The sequence below is a fragment of the Nocardioides proteolyticus genome (genome assembly GCF_051280635.3).
In the GTDB taxonomy this organism is placed as follows: domain Bacteria; phylum Actinomycetota; class Actinomycetes; order Propionibacteriales; family Nocardioidaceae; genus Nocardioides.
Map to the genome: position 1 here is coordinate 39,644 of NZ_JBNBPO030000023.1, position 13,831 is coordinate 53,474.

Here is a 13,831-nt window from a genome sequence, read left to right on the forward strand (position 1 = left end):
CCCCCTCGCTGCGGAGTGAGTAGCGCGCCCGGCGCCCGATCGACCACCCAGCCGAGGAACTCATGACCATTCCCGACGTCCCCAGCGACAAGCGCGTCACCGTACCCAGCCAGCAGCCGAGCGGCATGCCCTACCACCGCTACCGGGCGTTCGAGCCGGTCACCGTGCCCGACCGCACCTGGCCGGACCAGAAGGTGACCAGGGCCCCGCGGTGGCTCTCGACCGACCTGCGCGACGGCAACCAGGCGCTGATCGACCCGATGAGCCCCTCGCGCAAGATGAAGATGTTCGACCTCCTCGTGCGGATGGGCTACAAGGAGATCGAGGTGGGGTTCCCGGCGGCCAGCCAGACCGACTTCGACTTCGTGCGCCAGCTCGTCGAGGGCGACCGGATCCCCGACGACGTCCGGATCTCGGTGCTGACCCAGGCCCGCGAGGACCTGATCGAGCGCACGGTGTCGTCGTTGGTGGGCGCTGACCGGGCGACGGTCCACCTCTACAACGCCACGGCGCCGCTCTTCCAGCGGGTCGTGTTCGGCGTCACCGAGGCCGAGTGCATCGCGATCGCGACGCGCGGGACCGAGTGGGTGATGAAGCACGCCGAGCAGCTGCTGGACGGCACCGACTTCGGCTACCAGTACAGCCCCGAGATCTTCACCCAGACGCCGACCGACTTCGCCCTCGAGGTGTGCGAGCGGGTCTCCGACGTCTGGCAGCCCGAGGACGGCCGCGACATCATCCTCAACCTGCCGGCGACGGTGGAGATGTCGACGCCGAACACCTACGCCGACCAGATCGAGTACTTCTCGCGCGGGCTCACCCGCCGCGCCCACAGCGTGATCAGCCTGCACCCGCACAACGACCGCGGCACGGCGGTCGCCGCGACGGAGCTGGGCCTGATGGCCGGTGCCGACCGGGTCGAGGGCTGCCTGTTCGGGCACGGTGAGCGCACCGGCAACGTCGACCTGGTCACCCTCGCGATGAACCTGTTCAGCCAGGGGATCGACCCGCAGGTCGACCTGTCCGACATTGACGAGGTCCGCCGGACGGTGGAGTACTGCACGCAGCTGCCCGTCCACCCGCGGCACCCCTACGCCGGCGACCTGGTCTACACCGCGTTCTCCGGCTCCCACCAGGACGCCATCAAGAAGGGCCTGGAGGACCTCGAGCGGATCGCCGCCGAGCAGGGCAAGCCGGTCGGCGAGATCCCGTGGGAGGCGCCGTACCTCCCCATCGACCCGAAGGACGTCGGCCGCACCTACGAGGCCGTGATCCGGGTGAACAGCCAGTCCGGCAAGGGCGGCGTCGCCTACGTCCTGAAGGCCGAGCACAGCCTCGACCTGCCGCGCCGGGCCCAGATCGAGTTCAGCCGGGTCATCCAGGAGCACACCGACAGCCAGGGTGGCGAGGTCACGCCGGAGGAGATCTGGACGATCTTCCGCAGCGAGTACCTCGACCGCGAGGAGCCCTACCACCTGCTCAGCTTCACCTCCACCACCGACGAGGAGGGCGACGACCGGCAGGAGGTGCACCTCCGGGTGCGGGGCGAGGAGCGCACGTTCACCGGCATGGGCAACGGGCCGGTCGCCGCGTTCGTCGACGGCATGCGCCACGCCGGTGCCGACATCCGCGTCCTCGACTACGCCGAGCACGCGCTCTCCTCGGGCGGTGACGCGCTCGCGGCCGCCTACGTCGAGTGCGAGATCGCCGGCGAGATCGTGTGGGGGATCGGCATCCACCACAACATCGTGACGGCGTCGTTGCGCGCCGTGGTGTGCGCCGCCAACCGCGCGCAGGCGATCACCATCCCGCACCGCTGACGGCGGCGGACCCGGCGAGACCGGTCAGCCGGTCCTCGCCCGGTCCGCCTCCCGCAGGTGGAGCGCCGCCTCGACCAGGGTCAGGTGGCTGAACGCCTGCGGGAAGTTGCCCACCATTCGGCGCTCGGCCGGGTCGTACTCCTCCGACAGCAGGCCGACGTCGTTGACCAACCCGACCAGCCGGTCGAAGAGCCGGTGCGCGTCATCGAGCCGGCCGGCGAGTGCGTACGCCGAGACCAGCCAGAAGCCGCACGCGAGGAACGGGTGCTCCTCGCCGGACAGCCCGTCCACGCCGGACTCGGTGCGGTAGCGGAGCGGAAGGCCGTCGCGGAGCAGGTCGCGCTCGATGGCCTCGATCGTGCCGAGCATGCGGGGATCGTCTCCGGGGATCAGCCCCACGATGGGCAGGACCAGCAGCGCCGCGTCGACCTCGGTGGTCGCGTAGTGCTGCGTGAACGTGTTGCGCTCCTCGTCGAAGCCGCGGGTGAGCACCTCCTCGCGCACGGCGTCGCGCAGGCTCGCCCAGCGGTCCAGCGGACCGTCGAGGTCGTACTCCTCGATCGCCCGCACCCCACGGTCGAAGGCCACCCACACCATCGCGCGGGAGTGGGTGAAGTACTGCGGCGCCCCGCGGATCTCCCAGATGCCGTGGTCGGGCTGCCGCCAGCGCTCGGCGAGGTCCTCGAGGAGCTGGCGCTGGATGGCCCAGGCGTCGGCCGACGAGCCGAGCTCGCTGTCGCGCATCACGGCCAGCGCGTCGAGCGTCTCGCCGATCACGTCGAGCTGGTGCTGTCCGTACGCGCCGTTGCCGATCCGGACCGGGCGGGAGTCGGCGTAGCCGGGGAGGTGGTCGAGCTCGTGCTCGGTCAGCCGCCGGGTCCCGTCGACGCCGTACATGATCTGCAGCTTGCGGGGGTCTCCCGCGACGGCCCGCAGGAGCCAGTCGCGCCACAGCCCCGCCTCGGCGGTCTGGCCGGCAGCGACCAGCGAGGTCAGCGTCAGCGCGGCGTCGCGCAGCCAGCAGAAGCGGTAGTCCCAGTTGCGGACCCCGCCGAAGTCCTCCGGGAGGGACGTGGTGGGTGCCGCGACGATCCCCCCGGTCACCTCGTGCGTCATCAGCCGCAGCGTGAGCAGCGACCGGCGTACGACGTCGGCGTGGGGCAGGTCCTCGGGGCAGAGGTTCGCCCACTCCTGGTCGCCGCGGACGGTGTCGTCGATCCGCTGGTCGACGTCGTCGAACTCGGGAGGAGGCGCGTGCGAGGGCAGCCAGACCAGGTCGAAGGCCGCCGCGTCGCCCTCGGAGAGCTCGAACTCGTCGAGGTAGCCGCCGTCGTCCTGCTCCGTGGGGAGGCGGGGGCCGCGGAGCACGATCTGGTCGGGCCCACCGACCGCGGTCAGCACCTCGTTGCCGCTCACCTTCTCGCGCCGCACCCAGGGGCGTACGGCGCCGTAGTCGAACCGGATGCGCCAGCGGTGACGCACGCGCACGGTCCCGCGGGTGCAGCGCAGCACGCGCACGACGTCGGCCCGCTCGACACCGGTGGGCATCAGGTCGGTCAGCGTGAGCGTCCCGCCGGCCGTCTCGAACGTGGTCTCCAGGATGGTCGTGTCGTCGACGTAGCGGCGGGTCGCCGTGTGGTCGTCGGTCGGGCACAGCTGCCAGTGCCCGTGCTCGTCGGTGCCGAGGAGCCCGGCGAGACAGGCCGGTGAGTCGAACCGGGGGAGGCACAGCCAGTCGACGGAGCCGTTCTTGCCGACCAGGGCCGCGGTGTGCCGGTCGCCGATCAGGGCGTAGTCCTCGATGGGCAGGGCCATCACGTCGCTCCCGGGTTCTGCATCAGGCCACCGTCGGCCATGACCGTGGTCGCGGTCAGGTAGGAGGCGGCGTCCGAGGCGACCAGGCAGACCAGCCGGCCGATCTCCTCCGGCTCGGCGATGTAGCCGAGCGGGATCGCCGCCTCGAGCGCCGCTACCTGCTCGGGCGTGTCGCCGGCGTTGAGCGGCGTGCGGACCGCGCCCGGGCCGACGCCGACGACCCGGATCCCGTGCTTGCCGAGCTCGACGCCGGCCGTCCGGGTCAGCATCCGCATGCCGCCCTTGGACACGCAGTAGGCGAGGTCGGTGGGCATCGGCCAGTCCTCGTGGGTGGAGGTGATGTTGACGATCACCCCGCCGCCTCCCTGCCTCCTCATCTGCTCCGCCGCGAGCTTGGTGCCGAAGACGGCACCCTTGAGGTTCACGCCCAGGAGCAGGTCGTACATCTCCTCGGTCAGCGCGCCGAGGTCCTGGCGGGACTCGATGCCGGCGTTGTTGACCATCACGTCGAGCCGGCCGAAGGTCGCCACCGCCTGCTCGACCAGGCCGCGCAGCTCCACGACGCTGCTCACGTCGGCGCGCACGGCCGTGGCCTCTCCGCCGGCGCCAATGATCTCCTCGACCAGCGCGCGGGCGTCCTCGGCGCGGTCGACGTAGTCGATCACCACCCGCGCACCCTGGGCGGCGGCCTGGCGCACGATGCCGGCGCCGATGCCGGAGTTGCCGCCCGTGACGACGACGACCTTGCCCGCCAGCGGGCGGGCGTCGCCGGGCGCGGCGTCGAGGTGAACCATGCGTTCCACCGTAGCGACCGCCGTGCGACCGGGCCGATCTGTCAGGATCGGTGCGTGAGCGCGGACGAGCGAACGCTGGTGTCCCAGCGGACAGGGCAGGTCTTCGTCGAGACCGAGCGCGGTCGCGACCGCCTCGAGTACACCGAGTACGGCTCCGGCGAGAAGTGGGTCGTGCTGCTGCCCGGACTGCTCATCCCGCGCCGCATGCACCACGGGCTGGCGCGCACGCTGGCCGGCGCCGGCGCCCACGTGGTCACCCTCGACCTCCTCGGCCACGGGTCCTCCGACAAGCCGGAGGACCCCCTCGTCTACTCGGTGACGTCGTTCGCCGAGCAGGTCGTTGTGCTCCTCGACCACCTCGGCGCGCGGCAGGCGGTGGTCGGCGGCACCTCGCTCGGCGCCAACGTGGCCCTCGAGGTCGCGGCGATCGCGCCGGAGCGGGTGCGTGGGCTGCTCATCGAGATGCCGGTGCTCGACAACGCGGTGGAGGCAGCGATCTTGGCGTTCGCGCCCCTCCTCCTCGTCGCCCGGTTCGCCCCGCTGGCCGTCTCCGGGGTCCGGTTCGCCACGCGGCGGGTGCCTCGTCGGCTCGCGCCGTACTGGGTCGGGATCGGCCTCGACACCCTCGACCAGCGGCCCGGCCCGATGGCCGCCTACGTCCACGGCGTCTTCTTCGGGCGCGCCGCGCCGTCGGTGCGGGAGCGGAGGGCGATGGACGTACCGGCCCTGGTGGTGGGGCACCCCCGTGACCCGATCCACCCGGGCGCCGACGCCGAGCTGCTCGCCGACCAGCTGCCGAACGCGACCTTCTTGAAGGCGCGCGGGATCCTGGAGTGGCGGCTGCGACCCGAGCGGCTCGACCTCGCGGCCACCCGGTTCATGCTCGACTGCTGGCGGCCGGCGCGCCGCAGTCGCCGTACCCGCCCGACGGGGGCGTGAGCCGCCGCCTCGCTAGATGCGCTGGCCCGACAGGCGGCCGACCAGGGCCACGGCGTCCCGGACGACGGCGTCGAGCGGGAGGTCGGTGTCCACCATGCCGCCGACCTCGTCGTCCTCGAGCGGCTCGAGGGTGCGCAGCTGCGACTCCAGCAGCGCCGGGGGCATGAAGTGCGTGCGGTTGGCCATCCGGCTGGCCAGCACCTCCTGGGAGCCGGCGAGGTGGACGAAGACGGTCGGCTCCGGCACCGCGCTGCGCAGCACGTCGCGGTGCCGGCGGCGGAGCGCCGAGCACGCCAGGGCGGTGGGCCGGTCGGCCGCGTGTCCGGCGGCCGTCCACCGGGCGAGCGCCGCCAGCCACGGCTCCCGGTCGTCGTCGTCCAGCGGTACGCCGGCCGCCATCTTCGCCACGTTGGCGGGCGGGTGGTGGTCGTCGCCGTCGGTCACGACGAGCTCCAGCCGGTCGGCGAGCGCGTGCGTCACGGTGGACTTCCCGGTGCCCGCCACACCCATGACGACGACGTGGAGGTGCTGGCGCATGCCTCCACCGTAGGTCAGCGGACCCCCACCTTCCCGACGTCGTCCCTGACCGCCTCGTGCATCCGGGCCCCGACGTTCGCGCGGAGCTCGGTCGCGGACTCGCGGATGGCGTCGGAGATCAGCTCGTGCACCCGGGGGTCGGCCAGAGCGCCCTCCGCGATCCGGAACACCGTGTCGGCGACCAACCTGACCACGTCGTCGTGGAAGGGCACGAACCGGAGCTTCCCGGTCGCCTGGTCCTCCCGGATCAGGTCGAGGATCAGCGCGTCGAGCTCGGCCCGGTTCTCGTCGATCGCCGTGGCCACGTGGCGGGTGTAGTTGCCGGTCTGGATCACGGCGATCACCTCGTCGAGGACCGCGACGGTGACCGGTCGGCGGATCACGTCCACGACGGTGTCGGCGAACCTGGCGACGAGGTAGACCGTGACCCGGTCGCCGAAGGCCCGGTCGGCGGCCCGACCGAGGCGCGCCACGATCACCACGATGCGCAGCAGCCGGAAGCCACGGAAGGCCGGGTGTGCGAGCGGGATCATCCCGAGCACCTCGTACCAGTACGACCGCACGAACCGCGGGCCCATCCCCGAGCGGCGCCACCGCCAGCAGAACTCCACGAGGAAGACCCCGCAGATCGCGATGTCGGCCGCGACCACCCGGCTCGCCACGTCGGGGTCGACGTCCCAGAACGTGATCCACGCCAGCAGCCCCACGGAGATCACGGCGAGCAGCAGCATCACCCAGTCGACGAGGGTCACCGGAGGTGCCGCGGGCCTGCCGGCTCGTCGTCTCGGCGCACTCCCGCCCGCGGCCGGCGGCACGACGATCGGGGTGGCGGCCGGGTCTGTCGGTGCCATGACGGCACAATAGGTGGGTGCCGCTCTACCGTGACGAGGCGATCGTCCTGCGCACCCACAAGCTGGGCGAGGCAGACCGCATCATCACGCTGCTGACCCGCGGCAACGGTCGCGTGCGCGCGGTGGCCAAGGGCGTGCGTCGTACGACGTCGCGCTGGGGGTCGCGCCTGGAGCCGTTCACCCACGTCGACCTCCAGCTCGCCGAGGGCCGCAGCCTCGACGTGGTCACCCAGGCCGAGACCAGGGGCTCCTACGCGGCCGCGATCGGGTTCGACTACGACCGCTACACGGCCGGCACGGTGATGCTCGAGACGGCCGAGCGGCTGGTGGTCGAGGAGCGTGAGCCGGCCCGCCAGCAGTTCGGCCTGCTGCTCGGCGCCCTCAACGCGATGGCGTCCGGCCAGCGGCGCCCGGGGCACGTCCTCGACTCCTACCTGCTGCGCGCCCTGGCCGTCGCCGGCTACGCGCCGACGTTCGTGGACTGCGCCCACTGCGGGCGGGCGCCGGTGACGCCCACCGGCGAGCTCGGCCACCACCGCTGGTTCAACCCCTCGATGGGCGGCGTCCTCTGCTCGACCTGCCGCATCCCGGGCTCCGCCACGCCTGCACCCGAGACCCTGACCCTCCTCGGCGCGCTGCTCGCCGGCGACTGGCCGGTGGTCGAGGCGTCGGATCCCCGCCACGTCCGCGAGGCCAGCGGCCTGGTGGCGGCGTTCGTGCAGTGGCAGCTCGAGCGCGGCCTGCGGTCGCTGACCTACGTCGAGCGCTGAGGCATGTGTGAGGGCGTCCGCCCCGCCGCCCCTGACACACTGCACCCGTGACCCGCGCCTCCCGACGCACGCGTGCCGCTGCGGTGGCCGCACGCCGAGCCGACCCACGTCCGCCCAGCCCGCACCCGTCCGGTGCCCGACCGCCGTCGATCCCGGTCGAGCTGGTGCCGCGGCACGTCGCGATCGTGATGGACGGCAACGGCCGCTGGGCCAAGGAGCGGGGCCTGCCCCGGACGAGGGGCCACGAGGCGGGGGAGTCCTCGCTGTTCGACGTGGTCGAGGGCGCGATCGAGATCGGGGTCAAGGCCGTCTCCGCCTACGCGTTCTCCACGGAGAACTGGTCCCGCAGCCCCGACGAGGTCAAGTTCCTGATGGGCTTCAACCGCGACGTCATCCGCCGGCGCCGCGACGAGATGCACGAGCTCGGCGTGCGGGTCCGCTGGTCCGGCCGCGCGCCGCGGCTGTGGAAGTCGGTGATCGACGAGCTGAGGGTCGCCGAGGAGCTGACCCGGCACAACGACGTGCTGACGCTGACGATGTGCGTCAACTACGGCGGCCGGGCCGAGCTCGGCGACGCCGCGCGGGCACTGGCGCGGGACGTCGCCGTCGGGCGGGTCAACGCCGACCGGGTGGACGACCGCACCCTGGGCCGCTACCTCTACGTGCCCGAGCTCCCCGACGCCGACCTGATCTGGCGCACCTCGGGCGAGCAGCGCCTGTCCAACTTCATGCTCTACCAGGCGGCGTACGCCGAGCTCGTCTTCTCCGACGTGCTCTGGCCCGACGTCGACCGGCGCCACCTCTGGCAGGCGATCGACGAGTACGCCCGCCGCGACCGTCGCTACGGGGGAGCGGAGCCGAACCCGGTGGGCTGAGGCGCCGGCCGCGCTCGGCCGGCGGGCTCAGTGCTCGTCGTAGTGACCGGCGTGGGGGGCGTGCCGGTGGCCGTCGTGCACGTAGTCGACGTGGTCGTCGTGCGGCACCGCGACATGGCCGCAGCGCGGGCCGTGCTCGTGGGGATGCTCGCCGGTCGGCTCGTGGCCGGTGGCCGCGCCGCCGGCGAACGGCTCGCGGAGCCGGGCGCGGTGCCGGCTCCACACCCCGATCGGCCACGCGACGACGAAGCCCGCGAGGGCGACCAGCACGATCGTGGCGCCCGGTGCCACCGGCGTCTCCGGCGGGGCGAACGTCGTGATCACCAGGCCCCCGAGCGACGCCACCCCACCGAGCACCATGGCGGCGCCGATCGTCGAGCGGAACGACCGGGTGAGCTGCTGGGCCGTCGCCACCGGCACCACCATCAGCGCGGAGACCAGGAGCAGCCCCACGGTCCGCATCGCGACCGTCACGCTCACCGCCGCCAGGACGGCGATCATGACGTTGTAGGCACGCACGCGCACACCGGCGACCCGTGCGAACTCGGCATCCTGGGTGACGGCGAAGAGCTGCGGCGAGAGGCCCACGCAGAGCACGATCACGATGGTCGCGAGGACCAGCGTCACGACGACGTCCTGCTCGGAGATGCTGGTGATCGAGCCGAAGAGGTACCTGCCGAGGGTCGCGGCGCTCTGGCCGCCGAGGCCGCTGATCAGGATGCCTCCGGCGAGACCGCCGTAGAAGAGGAGGGCGAGCGCCACGTCGCCGTTGGCCTGGCCGCGCTCGCGGATCACCTCGATCAGCACGGCACCGAGCACCGCCACCACCACGGCGGTCCAGGTCGGCGAGGTGCCGGTGAGGAGGCCGATCGCGACCCCGGTCACCGCCACGTGTCCGATGCCGTCACCCATCAGGGCGAGCCGTCGCTGGACGAGGAAGGTGCCGACGGCCGGGGCCGCGAGGCCGGTGAGCAGCGCCGCGATCAGGGCCCGCTGCATGAAGTCGGTGCCGAGCAGCTCCAACGGGGTCAGCTGGGTCATCGTCCGCCCGCCGGAGGGTCGAGCGGCGCGGAGAACTGCGGCGTGTGGTCCGGACGCGGGCGCTGCTCGGTCGCCGGATGGTGGTGGTGGGTGTGCGGCTCGGCGAACCAGGGCTGGTGCACCTCGTGGTCGAGCAGCGGCGCGCCGTCGTAGACCACCCGCCCGTCGCGCATCACGACGGCGCGGTCGACCAGGGGCCCCAGCGGCCCCAGCTCGTGGGCGACCAGCACGACGGTCGCGCCACGGTCCTTGAGGGCGGACAGTGCGGTGGCGAGGGCCTGCTGGTTCGGCAGGTCGACGCCGGCGGTCGGCTCGTCGAGGATGAACATCTCGGGCTGGCCGGCGAGGGCGCGGGCGATGAGCACCCGCTGCTGCTGTCCGCCGGAGAGGAGGCTGACGGCGTCGTGCCGCCGGTCGGCCAGGCCGACGACCTCGAGGGCCTCCTCGATGGCGGCCCGGTCGGCGCGCGTCAGGGGCCGCAGCAGGCGGCGCCGGGTCAGCCGGCCCGACGCCACGAGCTCCCAGACCGATGCGGGCACGCCGGCGGCGGCGCTCGCTCGCTGAGGCACGAAGCCGATCCGGTGCCAGGCGTGGAAGTCCTCGAGCGGCGTCCCGAAGAGCCGCACCTGCCCGCCCGCCAGGGGCCGCAGCCCGAGCAGGGCCCGCACCAGCGTCGACTTGCCGGAGCCGTTGGCGCCCATCAGGGCGACGAACTGGCCCTGCTCGACGGTGAGGTCGATGTGCCGCAGGACAGGTCGCCCGCCGAGGACCACCGAACCCTCGCGGACGGCGACGACGGTCCGGGTCACGGGCAGCCGTTCGCCGCGCGCAGCGCCTCGAGGTTCTGCCTCATGAGAGAAAGGTAGTCCTCCCCGGAGGTCTCGTCGGTGAGGCCCTCGACCGGGTCGAGCACGCCGGTCTCGATGCCCAGGTCGCCCGCCAGGGACTCGCTGAGCGCGGGGGAGGCGATCCGCTCGCTGAAGACCGTCGTGATGCCCTCGGTCCGGATCAGCTCCTGGAGCTCGCCGAGGTGCGCCGGCGACGGCTCGGCGTCCGGGGAGAGGCCGGCGATCGGGGCGAAGTGCAGGCCGTACTTCTCGAGGTAGCCGAACGCGTCGTGCGACACGACGACCGTGTCCCGCTCGCAGTCGGCGAGCCCCGCGACGAACTCGGCGTCGAGTGCCTCGAGGTCGGCGCGGAGCTCGGCCGCGTTCGCCTCGTACGACGCCGCGTGGTCCGGGTCGATCTCCGCCAGCTTCTGCGCCACGGCGTCCCCGAGGTCGGCCATCCGCAGGGGGTCGTGCCAGAAGTGGGGGTCCTCGTCACCGTGCTCGTGCTCGTGCCCGTGGTGCGCCTCTGCCTCTTCGGCGTGCCCGCCCTCCTCCTCGGCGTGCTCGCCCTGCTCGGTGGCGTGCTCGTCCTCGCCGTGCTCCGCGTGCTCCTCGGGAGACTCGTCGACGGCCAGCAGGTCGACCACGTCGGCGGCGTCGAGCGTCTCGCCCTCGGCGTTCTGCTCGACGGCCTCGTCGACGGCCGGCTGGAAGCCGCCCTCGTAGACGACCAGGTCGGCCTCGGCGACGAACGCGGTGGTCTGGACGTCCAGCTCGAGGTCGTGGGCCTCGCCGCCCGGCTGGGTCAGCACGTCGACCGCCGCGTGGTCGCCGGCCACCCGCTCCGAGACGTACGCCAACGGGTAGAACGCGGCCGCCACCCTGGGCCGGCCGTCGTCGGAGTCGTCGGAGAAGGCCGAGCACCCGGAGGTGAGGAGGACGGTGGTGGCGAGGGCGGAGACCGCAGTCGACAAGCGCATGAGAATCATTCTCACATTGCGACGGTCCGCGATCAAATCGCCCGGTGCGTAGAGTGCCGGCGTGCTCGTCGTGAACCGCTTCCGCGCCCCCGACCCGACCGGCCCCGCGGACCTCCGGGCCGACCTGGAGGCGGTGCACGGTCTGCTCGCCGCGGCGCCCGGCTACCTCGACGGATGGCTCGGCCGCAACCTCGACGAGCCGGACCTGTGGGTGCTCGCGACCCGGTGGCACAACGTCGGCGCCTACCGGCGGGCGCTGTCGTCGTACGAGTTCAAGCTGCGGGGGGTGCCCGTGCTGAGCCGGGCGATCGACGAGCCCAGCGCCTACGAGGTCGTCGAGCCCGATGCGGTGCTCAACGTGGCCCGGAGCCGCGTAACCTAGGAGGTTCGTGACGGTTGCTGCGCAACCTCCTCGAACCGTGAAGACCGCGCGGCAGCCGGCCGTGCGGCCCAGGAAAGGATCCCTCGTGGCCAAGCCGCCCCCGTCCACCGTCGACCAGGTCGTCTCCCTCGCCAAGCGTCGTGGGTTCGTCTACCCCTGCGGCGAGATCTACGGCGGCACCCGCTCGGCCTGGGACTACGGGCCGCTCGGCGTCGAGCTCAAGGACAACATCAAGCGCCAGTGGTGGCGCTCGATGGTGCAGAGCCGCGAGGACGTCGTGGGCCTGGACTCCAGCGTGATCCTGCCCCGGCAGACGTGGGAGGCCTCCGGCCACGTCTCCACCTTCACCGACCCGCTGACCGAGTGCCAGTCGTGCCACAAGCGGTTCCGCTACGACCACCTGCAGGAGGCGTACGCGGAGAAGAAGGGCATCGACGACCCCGACGACGTGGACCTCAAGGACGTCGCGTGCAGCAACTGCGGCACCCGCGGCGCCTGGACCGAGCCGCGACAGTTCTCCGGCCTGCTGAAGACCTACCTCGGCGTGATCGAGGACGAGTCGGGCCTCCACTACCTGCGCCCGGAGACGGCCCAGGGCATCTTCCTCAACTTCGCCAACGTGGTGACCTCCCAGCGGATGAAGCCGCCGTTCGGCATCGCCCAGATCGGCAAGAGCTTCCGCAACGAGATCACCCCCGGCAACTTCATCTTCCGCACCCGCGAGTTCGAGCAGATGGAGATGGAGTTCTTCGTCAAGCCCGGCGAGGACGAGGAATGGCACCAGTACTGGATCGACGAGCGGACCCGCTGGTACACCGACCTCGGCATCGACCCCGACAACCTGCGCCACTACGAGCACGCGCAGGAGAAGCTCTCGCACTACTCCAAGCGCACGGTCGACATCGAGTACCGGTTCAACTTCGCCGGATCGGAGTGGGGCGAGCTCGAGGGCATCGCCAACCGCACCGACTTCGACCTGTCGACGCACGCCAAGCACTCCGGTCAGGACCTCAGCTACTTCGACCAGGCCAACAACGAGCGCTACGTCCCCTACGTCATCGAGCCGGCGGCGGGCCTGTCGCGCAGCCTGATGACCTTCCTCGTCGACGCCTGGTCCGAGGACGAGGCGCCCAACACCAAGGGCGGCGTCGACAAGCGCACCGTGCTGCGGCTCGACCCGCGACTCGCGCCGGTCAAGGTCGCGGTGCTGCCGCTGAGCCGCAACGCCGACCTCTCGCCGAAGGCCAAGGACGTCGCCGCGGAGCTGCGCCGGGCGTGGACGGTCGACTTCGACGACTCCGGTGCCATCGGCCGCCGCTACCGCCGGCAGGACGAGATCGGGACCCCGTACTGCGTCACCGTGGACTTCGAGACGCTCGACGACCACGCGGTGACGGTGCGCGAGCGTGACTCGATGTCCCAGGAGCGGGTGTCGCTCGACCGGCTCACCGCCTACTTCGCCGAGCGGTTCGTCGGATGCTGAACCGCACCCGGCAGGGCCTGGTCCCGATGCCCGTGCTCGGACTCGCGCTCGGGCTCGTGATCGGGCTGGCCGGGTGCGGAGCAGACGACCGGCGTGCGGAGGAGGAGCGGCCGGCCACGCCCAGCCCCTCCACGACCACCACCAGCGCCGGGCCCTACCTCGAGGTGCCGTCGGACGTGGAGCTCACCCCGCCCGGCACCGCGCTGGACCTCGGCGAGGAGGGCGTGATCGCCTTCGAGCTCCGCCAGGACTACAACGCGGCGCTGGCCGTGACGGTCGAGCGGATCGAGCGCACGTCGTTCAAGCAGTCCTTCTCCGGGTGGAACGTCGACGCCGAGACCGGCGCCCGGACGCCGTACTTCGTGCGGCTGACGGTCACCAACCGGGGTGAGAACGACCTCGGCGGGCTGAAGCTGGAGAACATCATCTGGGCCGACGACGGCGAGCACCTGGAGGCGCCGGCCTACTTCGACAAGAAGCAGCTGCCGAGCTGCCACGGCGGGCCGCTGCCGGAGGACTTCCCGACCGGCGCGACGGCCGAGCTGTGCCAGGTCTACTTCATCGCGCCCGACCACGACCTGGAGGCGGTGACCTACCAGCCGCCGGCCGACCTGGAGCCGATCACCTGGACGGGCAAGGTCGGCAAGGTCTCGCCGCCGGAGCGCAAGAAGTCCGGCAACAAGCGGCGCTAGGCCGCAGGGGCCGCGAAGGCTG

14 protein-coding genes are annotated in these 13,831 nt (G+C 72.3%); 7 read left to right on the forward strand and 7 right to left on the reverse strand.

Going from position 1 to position 13,831, the window contains the following annotated elements:
* The first annotated feature begins 62 nt into the window (after positions 1-62).
* Positions 63-1,820, forward strand: coding sequence for a 2-isopropylmalate synthase (gene leuA / locus ACPOLA_RS14310; protein WP_435771114.1), 1,758 nt, complete (start codon positions 63-65; stop codon positions 1,818-1,820).
* Positions 1,821-1,844: 24 nt separating this feature from the next.
* On the opposite strand, the gene ACPOLA_RS14315 is transcribed toward leuA, so the two are convergent.
* Together ACPOLA_RS14315 and ACPOLA_RS14320 are read right to left on the reverse strand one after the other, a co-directional pair.
* The gene (locus ACPOLA_RS14315) at positions 1,845-3,635 is read right to left on the reverse strand and encodes a glycoside hydrolase family 15 protein (RefSeq protein WP_435771115.1); all 1,791 of its coding nucleotides are present in this window, start codon (positions 3,633-3,635) and stop codon (positions 1,845-1,847) included.
* Positions 3,635-4,429, reverse strand: coding sequence for an SDR family NAD(P)-dependent oxidoreductase (locus ACPOLA_RS14320; protein ID WP_435771116.1), 795 nt, complete (start codon positions 4,427-4,429; stop codon positions 3,635-3,637). The genes ACPOLA_RS14315 and ACPOLA_RS14320 overlap by 1 nt, the downstream gene beginning before the upstream one ends.
* A 54-nt stretch (positions 4,430-4,483) precedes the next feature.
* Here ACPOLA_RS14320 and ACPOLA_RS14325 point away from each other — a divergent pair, with 54 nt between their 5' ends.
* Positions 4,484-5,368 (forward strand): alpha/beta fold hydrolase, encoded by an 885-nt coding sequence (locus ACPOLA_RS14325; protein ID WP_435771117.1) that lies wholly within the window; start codon positions 4,484-4,486, stop codon positions 5,366-5,368.
* Positions 5,369-5,380: 12 nt separating this feature from the next.
* On the opposite strand, the gene ACPOLA_RS14330 is transcribed toward ACPOLA_RS14325, so the two are convergent.
* Both ACPOLA_RS14330 and ACPOLA_RS14335 read right to left on the reverse strand, forming a co-directional pair.
* Positions 5,381-5,905, reverse strand: a complete 525-nt coding sequence (locus ACPOLA_RS14330) for a gluconokinase (RefSeq protein WP_435771118.1) — start codon at positions 5,903-5,905, stop codon at positions 5,381-5,383.
* A 14-nt stretch (positions 5,906-5,919) separates the two neighbouring features.
* The gene (locus ACPOLA_RS14335) at positions 5,920-6,756 is read right to left on the reverse strand and encodes an ion transporter (RefSeq protein ID WP_435771119.1); all 837 of its coding nucleotides are present in this window, start codon (positions 6,754-6,756) and stop codon (positions 5,920-5,922) included.
* Between the two features lie 17 nt (positions 6,757-6,773).
* Between ACPOLA_RS14335 and recO the strand changes: the two genes are divergently transcribed.
* On the forward strand, positions 6,774-7,526 hold the full coding sequence (recO, locus tag ACPOLA_RS14340) for a DNA repair protein RecO (RefSeq protein ID WP_435771120.1): 753 nt from the start codon (positions 6,774-6,776) through the stop codon (positions 7,524-7,526).
* Between the two features lie 47 nt (positions 7,527-7,573).
* Positions 7,574-8,401: an isoprenyl transferase gene (locus tag ACPOLA_RS14345; RefSeq protein WP_435771121.1), complete on the forward strand. Its 828-nt coding sequence runs from the start codon at positions 7,574-7,576 to the stop codon at positions 8,399-8,401.
* Positions 8,402-8,428: 27 nt separating this feature from the next.
* On the opposite strand, the gene ACPOLA_RS14350 is transcribed toward ACPOLA_RS14345, so the two are convergent.
* The 3 genes from ACPOLA_RS14350 to ACPOLA_RS14360 are packed head-to-tail and all read right to left on the reverse strand — an operon-like array spanning position 8,429 to position 11,252.
* Positions 8,429-9,442, reverse strand: a complete 1,014-nt coding sequence (locus ACPOLA_RS14350) for a metal ABC transporter permease (protein WP_435771122.1) — start codon at positions 9,440-9,442, stop codon at positions 8,429-8,431.
* Positions 9,439-10,251: a metal ABC transporter ATP-binding protein gene (locus ACPOLA_RS14355; protein WP_435771123.1), complete on the reverse strand. Its 813-nt coding sequence runs from the start codon at positions 10,249-10,251 to the stop codon at positions 9,439-9,441. The genes ACPOLA_RS14350 and ACPOLA_RS14355 overlap by 4 nt, the downstream gene beginning before the upstream one ends.
* Positions 10,248-11,252, reverse strand: a complete 1,005-nt coding sequence (locus tag ACPOLA_RS14360) for a metal ABC transporter substrate-binding protein (protein ID WP_435771124.1) — start codon at positions 11,250-11,252, stop codon at positions 10,248-10,250. The genes ACPOLA_RS14355 and ACPOLA_RS14360 overlap by 4 nt, the downstream gene beginning before the upstream one ends.
* Positions 11,253-11,313: 61 nt before the next feature.
* Here ACPOLA_RS14360 and ACPOLA_RS14365 point away from each other — a divergent pair, with 61 nt between their 5' ends.
* The 3 genes from ACPOLA_RS14365 to ACPOLA_RS14375 all read left to right on the forward strand — a co-directional run bounded on the left by ACPOLA_RS14365 (position 11,314) and on the right by ACPOLA_RS14375 (position 13,809).
* Positions 11,314-11,634 carry an antibiotic biosynthesis monooxygenase family protein gene (locus tag ACPOLA_RS14365; RefSeq protein ID WP_435771125.1) on the forward strand — a complete coding sequence of 107 codons (321 nt, stop codon included), beginning with the start codon at positions 11,314-11,316 and terminating at the stop codon, positions 11,632-11,634.
* 85 nt (positions 11,635-11,719) lie between these two features.
* Positions 11,720-13,117, forward strand: coding sequence for a glycine--tRNA ligase (locus ACPOLA_RS14370; protein WP_435771126.1), 1,398 nt, complete (start codon positions 11,720-11,722; stop codon positions 13,115-13,117).
* A complete protein-coding gene (locus tag ACPOLA_RS14375; protein ID WP_435771127.1) occupies positions 13,111-13,809 on the forward strand; it encodes a hypothetical protein in 699 nt (232 codons plus the stop codon). Before ACPOLA_RS14370 ends, ACPOLA_RS14375 begins: the two co-directional genes overlap by 7 nt.
* Positions 13,810-13,831 lie beyond the last annotated feature (22 nt).